At 69.6% G+C, this 10,813-nt stretch carries 11 protein-coding genes and 1 tRNA gene; 2 read left to right on the top strand and 10 right to left on the bottom strand.

Annotation, left to right across the window (positions count from 1 at the left end; all coding sequences use genetic code 11):
• The 7 genes from ACILR4_RS28465 to ACILR4_RS28435 all read right to left on the bottom strand — a co-directional run.
• A partial coding sequence (locus ACILR4_RS28465; RefSeq protein ID WP_395704265.1) for an amidohydrolase family protein occupies positions 1 to 656 on the bottom strand: 656 nt, incomplete at its 3' end.
• Position 657: 1 nt separating this feature from the next.
• Entirely contained in the window at positions 658 to 1,581 is a 924-nt protein-coding gene (locus ACILR4_RS28460) for a DUF1932 domain-containing protein (protein WP_395704264.1), read from the bottom strand.
• Between the two features lie 10 nt (positions 1,582 to 1,591).
• A complete protein-coding gene (ligK, locus tag ACILR4_RS28455) occupies positions 1,592 to 2,281 on the bottom strand; it encodes a 4-carboxy-4-hydroxy-2-oxoadipate aldolase/oxaloacetate decarboxylase (protein ID WP_395704263.1) in 690 nt (229 codons plus the stop codon).
• 5 nt (positions 2,282 to 2,286) lie between these two features.
• Positions 2,287 to 3,315 (bottom strand): amidohydrolase family protein, encoded by a 1,029-nt coding sequence (locus tag ACILR4_RS28450; protein WP_395704262.1) that lies wholly within the window; start codon positions 3,313 to 3,315, stop codon positions 2,287 to 2,289.
• A 49-nt stretch (positions 3,316 to 3,364) separates the two neighbouring features.
• On the bottom strand, positions 3,365 to 4,054 hold the full coding sequence (locus ACILR4_RS28445; RefSeq protein WP_395704261.1) for a substrate-binding domain-containing protein: 690 nt from the start codon (positions 4,052 to 4,054) through the stop codon (positions 3,365 to 3,367).
• 100 nt (positions 4,055 to 4,154) lie between these two features.
• Complete coding sequence (locus ACILR4_RS28440) at positions 4,155 to 5,078, bottom strand: LysR substrate-binding domain-containing protein (protein WP_395704260.1); 924 nt, start codon at positions 5,076 to 5,078, stop codon at positions 4,155 to 4,157.
• The gene (locus ACILR4_RS28435; protein WP_395704259.1) at positions 5,075 to 5,950 is read right to left on the bottom strand and encodes a tripartite tricarboxylate transporter substrate-binding protein; all 876 of its coding nucleotides are present in this window, start codon (positions 5,948 to 5,950) and stop codon (positions 5,075 to 5,077) included. The genes ACILR4_RS28440 and ACILR4_RS28435 overlap by 4 nt, the downstream gene beginning before the upstream one ends.
• A gap of 285 nt (positions 5,951 to 6,235) precedes the next feature.
• Between ACILR4_RS28435 and pyp the strand changes: the two genes are divergently transcribed.
• Complete coding sequence (gene pyp, locus ACILR4_RS28430; RefSeq protein WP_395704258.1) at positions 6,236 to 6,643, top strand: photoactive yellow protein; 408 nt, start codon at positions 6,236 to 6,238, stop codon at positions 6,641 to 6,643.
• 59 nt (positions 6,644 to 6,702) lie between these two features.
• Positions 6,703 to 7,899 (top strand): 4-coumarate--CoA ligase, encoded by a 1,197-nt coding sequence (gene pcl / locus ACILR4_RS28425; protein ID WP_395704257.1) that lies wholly within the window; start codon positions 6,703 to 6,705, stop codon positions 7,897 to 7,899.
• Between the two features lie 168 nt (positions 7,900 to 8,067).
• On the opposite strand, the gene ACILR4_RS28420 is transcribed toward pcl, so the two are convergent.
• The 3 genes from ACILR4_RS28420 to tilS form a co-directional block, all read right to left on the bottom strand.
• Positions 8,068 to 8,160: transfer RNA gene (locus ACILR4_RS28420), tRNA-Ser, on the bottom strand.
• 22 nt (positions 8,161 to 8,182) lie between these two features.
• Entirely contained in the window at positions 8,183 to 9,460 is a 1,278-nt protein-coding gene (locus ACILR4_RS28415; protein ID WP_395704256.1) for an aspartate kinase, read from the bottom strand.
• Between the two features lie 59 nt (positions 9,461 to 9,519).
• On the bottom strand, positions 9,520 to 10,813 hold a 1,294-nt coding region (tilS, locus tag ACILR4_RS28410), incomplete at its 5' end, for a tRNA lysidine(34) synthetase TilS (protein ID WP_395704255.1).

Here is a 10,813-nt window from a genome sequence, read left to right as displayed (position 1 = left end):
AGTCGCTCGGGGCAGCTGACCTTGGACCAGACGTTCGGATGCTCGCGCATGAAGCGCTCGAACAGCGCGAACTCGGGCCCGTCGACCGGCTTGCTCACGTCCGGCCGGCCCATGTGGTCGACGACCACGGTGGTGGGCAGTGCGGTGAAGAAGTCCCACAGCTCGGGCAGGTCCACCGCCTCGAAGTAGATCACCACATGCCAGCCGAAGGCCGCAATACGGCCGGCAATCTCCATCAGCTCGTCCTTGGGCGTGAAGTCGACCAGGCGCTTGACGAAGTTGAAGCGCACGCCGCGCACGCCGGCCGCGTGCATCTGTTGCAGCTCGGCGTCGCTGACCGTGCGCCGTACCGTGGCCACGCCGCGCGCCTTGCCGCCGGAGGCGATGCAGGCATCGATCATCGCGCGGTTGTCGGCGCCATGGCAGGTCGCCTGGACGATCACATTGCGTGCAAAGCCCAGATGGTCGCGCAACGCGAACAGCTGCTGCTTCGACGCGTCGCAGGGCGTGTACTTGCGCTCGGGCGCGAACGGGAACTCGTCGCCGGGGCCGAACACATGGCAATGCGCGTCGACGCTGCCGGGCGGCAGCTGGAAGCGCGGCTTGGCAGGGCCGCTGTACCAGTCCAGCCAGCCGGGTGTCTTGGTGAAGCTCATCTCACTCCTTTTTCGACCTTGCCGCCAGCAGGCGGTCAGCCTCGGTGCGCCAGTCGGCGCTGCGGGCAAAGCCCGGCGTGCCGCGGGTGCCGAACACGCCGGCATCGGCCAGGTCGGCCACCCAGGCCTGGCGCTCGGCGGTGCCGGCGGCCGACCAGGGCTCCAGCCCCGCTTCGCGCACGGTGACGGCCACTTCGCGCACTTCCTCCGCGCGGCGCCGGCCATGCTCGATGACGCGCTGGAAGAAATAGGCGCCCTGCTTCTCCCAGTCGATGCCGGGGAAAGTCTCGGCCAGCGAGGCCAGCACCTGGTCCTCGACGCCATACGCCCGCGCGGTGGTGAAGCTCTCGATCACCATCGCTTCCAGGCCCTTGATCATCACGCTGCGGCACATCTTGGTGGCCGAGGCCACGCCGAGCCTGTCGCTGGCGACCTTTGGCTGGAAGCCCAGCGCCTGCAGCCCCGACAGCAAGGCCGCCGCATGGCCGCCGCCCAGCAGCAGCGGCACGCGGATGCGGTACGGCGGCAGCGAGGTCATCACCGCGCCTTCGACATAGCGTCCATTTGCCGCGTCCACGAGTCCGGCGGCACGGATCTTGGCGCCGGGCGAGGCGGAGTTGAAGTCGAGGAAGAAGGCGCCCGGCTTCAGACCTGGCGCGCAGGCCTCGGCCACCGCCACCGCCTGGCTGGCGGTGACGGCGCTGACCACCAGGTCGGCCTCGCGCACGGTGGCCGCATGCGAAGCGGCCAGGGCCACGCCATGCGCTGCCGCGTGTTCCCGCAACGCCTGGCCGCGCTCGTCGGCCAGCTTCAGGTCATGCGCGCTGACCGCGACGCCCTGCGCGCGCAGGTCCTCGGCCAGGATGCGGCCGACCTCGCCGTAGCCGATCAGCGCGACGTGCCAGCGCTTGGGGTCGGTGGTCATCGCGGCAGGGTCAGTCGATGTACTTCAGGCCCGCGGCCGCCAGCGGCTCGCGCATCTTGTACATGTCCAGGCCCAGCACGCCGGACGCCAGCTTGGCACGCTTGTCGGCTTCGTTGGCCTCGCGTGCCGCGGCGGCCTCGGCCACCTTTCCGGCCACCGCGGCCGGCACGATGACGACACCGTCGACATCGGCCACCACCACGTCGCCCGGGTTCACCAGCGCGCCGGCGCACACCACCGGGATGTTCACCGAGCCCAGCGTCGCCTTCACGGTGCCCTTGCTGCTGATCGCGCGGCTGAACACCGGGAAGCCCATCTCGGTGAGGTCCTTGACGTCGCGGCAGCCGCCGTCGATCACCAGGCCCTTGGCACCGCGGGCACGGAAGCTGGTGGCCAGCAGGTCGCCGAAGAAGCCGTCTTCGTTGTCGGTGGTGCAGGCGGCCACCACCACGTCGCCGGGCTGGATCTGCTCGGCCGCCACGTGCAACATCCAGTTGTCGCCAGGCTGCAGCAGCACGGTGACGGCCGTGCCGCAGCAGGCGGCCGACGGGTAGATCGGCCGCATGTAGGTCTTCATCAGGCCGACGCGGCCCATGGCTTCATGCACGGTGGCCGAGCCGAAGCGCGACAGCGCCTCGACCGCGGCCTTGTCGGCGCGGCCGATGTTGCGCTTGACGATGCCCAGGTTGTTCAGGCTCATGGTGGTCACAGTCCTTTGGCTTGGAGCGCCGCATCGAGGCGCGGGAACACGCGGCGGGCATTGCCCTCGTAGACCTGGTGCTTCTGCGCGGGCGTCAGCAATGTGGAGGCCTCGATGTAGCGCTTGGTGTCGTCGTAGTAGAAGCCGGTTTCGGGATCGATGCCGCGCACCGCGCCGATCATCTCGCTGGCGAACAGGATGTTCTCGACCGGGATCACCTTGGTCAGCAGGTCGATGCCGGGCTGGTGGTAGACGCAGGTGTCGAAGAAGATGTTCTTCAGCAGGTGGTCCGTCAGCAGCGGCTTCTTCATCTCCTGCGCCAGCCCGCGGTAGCGGCCCCAGTGGTAGGGTGCGGCGCCGCCGCCGTGCGGGATGATGAAGCGCAGCGTCGGGAAGTCCTTGAACAGGTCGCCCTGGATCAGCTGCATCACCGCGGTGGTGTCGGCGTTGATGTAGTGCGCGCCGGTGGTGTGGAAGCAGGCGTTGCAGCTGGTGCTGACATGGATCATCGCCGGGATGTCCAGCTCGACCATCTTCTCGTAGATCGGGTACCAGTGGCGGTCGGTCAGCGGTGGGCTGGTCCAGTGGCCGCCCGAGGGGTCCGGGTTCAGGTTGATGCCGACGAAGCCGTACTGCGTGACGCACTTCTCCAGCTCGGGCAGGCAGGTCTTCGGATCGACGCCCGGCGACTGCGGCAGCATCGCGGCCCCGATGAAGGAATCCGGGAACAGCTGGCTGACGCGGAAGCAGAGCTCGTTGCAGATCGCCGCCCAGGTCGAGGAAACCTGGAAGTCGCCGATGTGATGCGCCATGAAGCTGGCACGCGGGCTGAAGATCGTCAGGTCGCTGCCGCGCTCCTTCATCTTCGCGAGCTGGTTGGTCTCGATCGACTCGCGCAGCTCGTCGTCGCTGATGCTCAACTCGCTCACTTTGGGCGCCAGCGCCGGGTCCTGGATGCCGGCGATCTGGCGGTTGCGCCAGGCTTCCAGCGCCTTGGGCGCGGTGGTGTAGTGGCCATGCACGTCGATGATCATCGGGCTCTCCGGGTTGTTCTGGCGGCCTGGGGTTCAGGCCTTCGGGTCCTCAAGCGGGCTCCATGCCGTGGCGGCGGACGATGGCCGCGGCGGCCGGCGTGCGCAGGTAGGCCAGCAACGCACGCACCGCATCGGCGCGCGGGCTGTGCACACCGATGCCGGCGGAAAAGGTGGTGAGGATCTGGATCGCCGGCGGCAGCGGCCCCAGCACCTGGATGCCGCTCAGGTGCATCAACTCGCTCAGCTGCTGGAAACCCAGCTCGGCCTCGCCGCGCGCCACCAGCGTGCCCACCGGCACGCCAGGCGGCGCCTGCACGATGCGATCGCGGATCACGTCCGCAATGCCCCAGCGCTCGAACAGCCGGGCCAGCTGCACGCCGCTGGGCCCGGTCGAATAACTTACATTGCGCGCGGCCACCACGGCATCGCGCACCGCGGCTTCGCTGCTGATGTCCGGCGCCGGCGCGCCCTGGCGCACCGCCACCGCGACGCCGGACTGCACCAGGTCGACCCGGCTGCCCGGCAGCAGGTGGCCGGCGGCCAGCAGCTTGTCGATCGCATCGGCGGCCAGGAACACGGCATCGAAGGCCTCGCCGGCCTGCACGCGCTTCGCGGCGTCGACGCCGCCCACCGATTCCACCGCCACCTCCCCGCCACCGGCACGCGCATACGCAGCGCACAGCTCGGCCAGCAGCGCGCGCGTGGCCATCGAGGAAATGCCGGTGATTGCGTTGCTCATGCGCAGGCCCTTGGTTGCGCTGCATTCTGGCGACGGGACCCGGCACGGACCAGCCGGAGGCTCCGATATCAGGTATCGCAGCGCGGCATGGCCGGCCGGCTCAGCCAGGCTTGGAATGCGCGGCGGCGGCCTGCGGCAGGCCGCGCGCCAGGTCGGTGAGCAGGCGGATGGTCTGGCGCATCAGCGGGCTGGGCCGCTTGTGGGCCGACACCGCCAGGCACAGCACGCTGGACAGCGACGGCTCGCACAGCGAGCGCGCCATCAGTTCGTCGGCCCGGCCGGACGCGGCCACCGCGCTGGCGGTGAGCACCGCATGGCCGTAGCCGGCGCAGACCAGGTCGATGATCGCGGCGATGCTGGACACCTCCCAGGCGATCTCCAGCTTCAGGCCGATCAGCACCGACTGCGATTCGAGCAGCCGCCGGATCACGTGCGAGCGCTCCGGCATGATCATCGGCAGGCCGGCCAGCTGGCGCAGCGGCACCGGCTCGCGCGAGGGCGGCGCCTGGTCGGCCCGCGCCACCAGGCACAGCGGCTCCTCGAGCACCGGGGTGATTTCCAGCGCCGGCTGCGGATCGGGGTTGTAGAGCAGGCCGATGTCGACCCGGCCGGTGGTGATCCACTCGACGATGTGGCTGGACAGGCCCTCGACGATGGCCAGCCGCGCCTCGGGCATGCGGCGCTTGAAGGCATCGATCAGCGGCAGGGTCAGCTGTCGGCCGATGGTGGGCGGCACGCCGATCGTCACGCGGCCGACCGGGGCATCACGCGAAGCGCCCATGTCCTGCCGCGCCTGGGCCACGGCCTGCAGGATGCCGACGCCATGCTCGAACAGGCGCTGGCCGGCCTCGGTCAGCACCACGCCGCGACCGTTGCGCAGCAGCAGGGTCTCGCGCAGGTCGATCTCCAGCGCGCGCACCTGGCGGCTCAGCGCGGGCTGCGCGATGTCCAGTACCAGCGCGGCCTTGCTGAAGCTGCCCAGCTCGGCCACGTGCACGAAGTATTCGAGTTGCTTGAGGTTCACTGCGGCTCGATCTTCGCCGAACGCATCACCGCGGCCCAGTGGCGGATCTCCTGGGCCAGCCAGTGCTGCAGCTGCTCCGGCGGGCCACCGTGCAGGCGCACGCCCAGCGGCAGCAGCTGCGCGCGCACGGCAGGATCGCGCAGCGCCACATCGGCGGCGCGGTTGAGGCGCTGCACCACGGCAGCCGGCGTGCCGGCCGGTGCGGCCAGCGCGTTCCAGGACGAGGCCTCGGCGTCGGCGACGCCCAGTTCCTTCAGGGTGGGTACCTCGGGCGCTGCGCTGCAGCGCTGGGCCGAGGCCACCGCCAGCGCCCGCACGGCCCTGGCCTGCAGCTGCGGCAGCCAGGGCGCGAGGATCTCGACCGCCAGGTCGATCTCGCCGGCGCGCAGCGCGGTCAGCACGGCGGGTGTGCCCTTGTAGGGCACCACGACGGCGTCGATGCCGGCCCGGGCCTTGAGCAGCTCGGCCGTCAGGTGCTGGGTGCTGCCCGGCGTGATGCTGCCGATGGTCAGCTTGCCCGGTTGCGCACGCGCCTGAGCAAGCCAGGTCTTCAGGCTGTCGAAGCGCGATTCGGCCGCGACGAAGAACGCCAGGTCGAAACTGGCCAGCAGCGCGATCGGCGCGAAGTCCCTGACCGCGTCATACGGCAGCGTGCGGAACAGCCCCGCACTGACGGCATGCGCGTTGCTCATCAGCAGCAGCGTGTGGCCATCCGGCGCCGCGCGCGCCACCGCCTGAGAGGCGACGATGCTGCCCGCGCTGGGCCGGTTGTCCACCACCACCGGCTGCCCCAGCACGCCGGCCATCGCCCTTGCCACCGCGCGAGCCGTGAGGTCGGCAATGCCCCCCGGCGCGAAAGGCACCAGCAGCATCACGGGCGAACCACCGGACGGCTGGGCCCACGCCGGGCCCGCCGCAGGGGCAAGCAGCCATGTCAGCGCCTCACGACGGCGGAGCGAGCGAACCGTGCAATCCCCGGTGATGAACAAGGCCATGGCTTTGAACTCCGTCCCCTCGCCGTCGATCGTGCCCCGGGGCGGAAAGAAATCCTTCAGCGGCTGCTGTCGGCGCCGATAAGCACGCCAGGCAGACGGACCGCCTCAGCGGCCCCCTGGGGCCGCGAACCTTCATTCTCACACCGCCAAGGAAGTACCCCAGTGAACACCACTCTGCAAGCCGCCAATCCGATGAAGACCGTAGGGTTCGGCAAGTCCGACGTCGAAAACGTGCTCGCCAAGATGAGCGACGAGCAGCTGAATCGGCTCGCGTTCGGCGCGATCGAGCTCGATGCCAGCGGCCGCATCCTCAAGTACAACGCGGTCGAGGGCGCCATCACCGGCCGTGACCCCAAGGCCGTGGTCGGCAAGAACTTCTTCACCGAGGTTGCGCCCTGCACCAACCGGCCCGAGTTCAAGGGCGTGTTCGACAAAGGCGTTCGGGAGAACAACCTGAACACCCTGTTCGAGTACGTGTTCGATCACCAGATGAAGCCGACCAAGGTCAAGATCCACATGAAGCGGGCCATCTCGAGCAGCTCGTACTGGATCTTCGTCAAGCGGGTCTGAACGTGGGCGGCGCGTCGCAGGCTGGCCTGAACACGCCCTGGTACGCCAGGCCAGGCGCATTGGAACGCTTCATCGCGGACCTGATCGCCGATGAAGTGGGCCGTCTGCGGCCGGGCGGCGCCCCGCTGCCCCCGCCGCCCTGGGCACCGGACATGCCGCTGCACGAGCAGGGCCTGGGCCTGGACTCGCTGGAGCGGCTGTCGGTCGCGTCGGCGCTCAGCGAAACGCTGCACCTGCACGAAAGCGGCATTGAGGACCTGCTGCTGGCGCGCCAGCTCTTTGGCGAGTGGGTGGACGTGGCTGCCGAAGGCCTGGGGGCCTTCGACGCTCGCCTGACGTTTCGGACGTCCGGCAGCACCGGCCAGGCCAAGCCCTGCAGTCACGCCCTGGCAACGCTGCAACAGGAAGTCGATCATCTGGCGAGCCTGACAAGCGGGACGCTACGGGTGCTGGCCGCCGTTCCGGCGCACCACATCTACGGCTTCCTCTTCACGGTGCTGCTGCCAGCACGGCTGGGCTGCGAAGTCTTGCTGGATGTCCGGCGTCACACGCCACAGGCGCTGGCGCAGATGCTGCGGCCCGGCGATCTGCTGATCAGCCACCCTGCCCATTGGGCGCTCGTGGCGCGTCATGCAGGACGTCTGCCCAGCGGTGTCCAGGGCGTCACTTCCACCGCCCCCTGCCCTGACGAGCTCGCCGAGGCCCTCCAGGCGATCGGATTGACCCGGCTGACGCAGGTCTACGGCAGTTCCGAGACGGCCGGCATCGGCACGCGCGAGGCCGCCGAGGCGCCGTACCGGCTGATGCCGTTCTGGTCGCGCGATCCCGAAGACAACGCACGGCTGCTGCGCGCCAACCCGGACGGGACAATCAGCTCGCATCCCATCGGCGATCGACTCGAGTGGCTGTCGGCGCAGGCGTTCAGGGTCTGCGGCCGGCTCGACGAAGCGGTGCAGGTGGGCGGCACCAACGTCTTTCCTTCGCAGGTTCGTCAGGTTCTGCTGTCACACCCGCAGGTGGCCGACGCTGCGGTGCGGCTGATGGCGCCCGAAGAGGGTTCGCGCCTGAAGGCCTTCATCGTTCCGAAGCCAGGCGCGGATCACGATGGATTGCGCGCCGAACTCTGGCGCTGGACCGAGTCCCGGCTCAGCGCGCCCGCACGGCCAAAGGCCTACACCATGGGTGAGCAGTTGCCCCGCGGCGCGATGGGCAAGGCGGCCGACTGGCCGCTCGAGCGGCAGACCTCGGACACCTGAGGACAGCGCGCGGCCGAAACGCTAGCAACGATGACGAGCGGCCACCGGCACAAGGGCGAGAGCGAACCACACGGACAGCCCCATTGATGCCGGCGGGCAAGAACCGCAGACCGGCAAGACGTCAATCCAAGTTCGGGGAGGGCAGCCGACCCGCGTCAGCCAGCGGGTTGGCGGAGTCGGAGGGATTCGAACCCTCGATGCAGGTTTTGCCCACATACTCCCTTAGCAGGGGAGCACCTTCGGCCACTCGGTCACGACTCCAAGCCAGAAACGGATTCTAAACTCAATTCGCGGCAGCTTCGGGCGCGTCCAGCCCGAACGAGCGATGCAGCGCGCGCACCGCCAGCTCCATGTACTTCTCGTCGAGCACCACCGAGGTCTTGATCTCGCTGGTGGTGATCATCTGGATGTTGATGCCCTCTTCGCTGAGCGTGCGGAACATCTTGGCGGCCACGCCGACATGGCTCTTCATGCCGATGCCGACGATGGACACCTTGCAGATCTTCGGATCGCTGGTGAACTGCGTCGCGCCGGTGTCGGGCACTATTCTGTTCTTCAGCAGGTCCAGCGTGCGCTGGTAGTCGTTGCGGTGCACGGTGAACGAGAAGTCGGTGCGGCCGTCGTGCGACACGTTCTGCACGATCACGTCGACATCGATGTTGGCCTCGGCCACGGTGCCCAGGATCTGGTAGGCGATGCCGGGCTTGTCCGGCACGCCGACCACGGTGAACTTGGCTTCGTCGCGGTTGAACGCGATGCCCGACACGACGGCTTGTTCCATCTTCTCGTCTTCCTCGAAAGTGATCAGCGTGCCCGAGCGGGCCTCTTCATCGATGTTGATGTCCCAGGGGGTGAAGCTCGACAGCACGCGCAGCGGCACGCGGTACTTGCCGGCGAACTCGACCGAGCGGATCTGCAGCACCTTGGAGCCCAGGCTCGCCATCTCCAGCATCTCTTCGAAGCTGATGGTGTGCAGGCGGCGCGCCTCCGGCACCACGCGCGGGTCGGTGGTGTAGACGCCGTCGACGTCGGTGTAGATCAGACACTCGTCGGCCTTCATCGCGGCCGCCACGGCGACGGCCGAGGTGTCCGAGCCGCCACGGCCCAGGGTGGTGATCGAGCCCTCTTCGTCAATGCCCTGGAAGCCGGTGATGACCACCACCTTGCCTTCGGCCAGATCGGCCCGCACGCGTTCGTCGTCGATGCTCTCGATGCGCGCCTTGGTGTAGGAGGAATCGGTCTTCACCGGCACCTGCCAGCCGGTGTAGCTGACGGCGGGCATGCCCTCGGCCTGCAGCGCCAGCGCCAGCAGGCCGACCGACACCTGCTCGCCGGTGGCGGCGATCATGTCCAGCTCGCGCATGGCGGCCTCGTCCATGCGGGCCGGCTGCAGCTCCTTGGCCAGGCCCAGCAGGCGGTTGGTTTCACCGCTCATCGCGGAAGGGACGACCACCATCTGGTGACCGGCGCGGGCCCACTTGGCGACGCGCTTGGCGACGCTCTTGATGCGCTCGGGCGAGCCCATCGACGTTCCGCCGTACTTGTGAACGATCAGTGCCATGACGAAGGGAGATGTCGGGGCACGAGATACGCGCGGCCCCGGAACGCGAACCCGCGATTTTAGCCGGCGCGCTCCGGCAGCCAGCGCAGGCTGCATTGCGGCACGCCGGGCGGCGCGATGTGGCGGGCGTCGAGGCCCAGGCCGGGCACATAGGCCAGGCAGCCCGCGAGCCACAGCAAGGGTCCCTGGCGCTGGTCGGCGGCAACCGCCGCGAGCTGGTACTGCTTCTTCAGGCTGCGGGCCGGCGTGCGGGGCGCGCGCTGGAACTGCTCGCCGCCAGCGCGCGGGCGCATCTCGGCATGCTGCAGCGCCGCCACGGCAACGCCGCCGCGCTCGACGCGCTCGACCCGCCAGGCACCGTGCCAGCCAGGCACCGGGATGCAGCCACCGCGAGACAGGTCGATCGCCAACACCGGACCCGTCGCCTGGCCATCGACCGCGAGCCGCAGCACGCCGCGGTAGGACACCAGCGCATGGCCCTGGCCCGCGGGCCATGCGCCGCTGGCGCGCTGCGGCCATTCGGCCAGCAGGCGATGCAGCAGTGCTTCGGCAGCGCCCCGCGGCAGTTGCGCTGCCAGCCAGGCGCGCAGCGCATTGGCGCGGCGGGCTGCCGACAGCGCGAGCCACGCGGCGCGCTGCAGTCCGGCAGCGTCCGCAACGGTTGCGAGATCCAGCGCTGCCAGTTCGCGCAGCGCCGCGTCCGCTTCCGCCGCGCGCTGGGCGGCCAGGCACAGCGCAGGCTCGACTTCCGGGAAGGCCGACGTGAGCGCCGGCCAGACCTGCAGCCGCAGGCGGTTGCGAGCGAAGCGCGGGTCGGTGTTCGACGGGTCCTCGATCGGCCGCAGTCGATAGCGCGCAATGTACGCGTCAATGGCATCACGCGGCTGAGCCAACCAGGGTCGCGCCCAGCACACGCCGCCGCGATCGACCGAATGCGGCATCGCCGCCAGGCCGCGCGGCCCGGCGCCGCGCAAGGCCTGCAGCATGAAGGTCTCCGCCTGGTCACGGCGGTGCTGGGCCAGCAGCAGCAGCGAGGCCCCGGCCTCGGTGGCCAACTCGGCCAATGCACGACGGCGTTCGCTGCGCGCCCAGGCTTCGATGCTGTCGCCGCTCGCCGGTGAACCGCTCAGCCGGCGCCAGTACAGGCGCAGTGGCCAGCCGGCATGCCGCCATCGGCGGCACAGGTCCTGCGCGGACTGCAGCCACGCATCAGCCTGCGGCTGCAGGCCGTGGTGCACATGGAGCGCCGCCACCCCAAGTCCTAGCGGCTGCGCGGCGCGCAGCGTGGCATGCAGCAAGGCGAGCGAGTCGCGCCCGCCGCTGAAGGCCACCGCCACCACCGGTGCGGTGGCG

This window comes from Aquabacterium sp. (genome assembly GCF_044226965.1).
GTDB lineage: Bacteria > Pseudomonadota > Gammaproteobacteria > Burkholderiales > Burkholderiaceae_C > Pseudaquabacterium.
Note: the sequence above shows the minus strand (reverse complement) of the source record. Positions and strands in the feature narration are given on the sequence as shown.

Bases quoted from the DNA above. Each gene is read 5' to 3' on its own strand.
- ACILR4_RS28460 (WP_395704264.1), bottom strand. From the start codon at position 1,581: ATGACCACCGACCCCAAGCGCTGGCACGTCGCGCTGATCGGCTACGGC.
- ligK (WP_395704263.1), bottom strand. From the start codon at position 2,281: ATGAGCCTGAACAACCTGGGCATCGTCAAGCGCAACATCGGCCGCGCC.
- ACILR4_RS28450 (WP_395704262.1), bottom strand. From the start codon at position 3,315: ATGATCATCGACGTGCATGGCCACTACACCACCGCGCCCAAGGCGCTG.
- ACILR4_RS28445 (WP_395704261.1), bottom strand. From the start codon at position 4,054: ATGAGCAACGCAATCACCGGCATTTCCTCGATGGCCACGCGCGCGCTG.
- ACILR4_RS28435 (WP_395704259.1), bottom strand. From the start codon at position 5,950: ATGCTGCTGGTGCCTTTCGCGCCGGGGGGCATTGCCGACCTCACGGCT.
- ACILR4_RS28415 (WP_395704256.1), bottom strand. From the start codon at position 9,460: ATGGCACTGATCGTTCACAAGTACGGCGGAACGTCGATGGGCTCGCCC.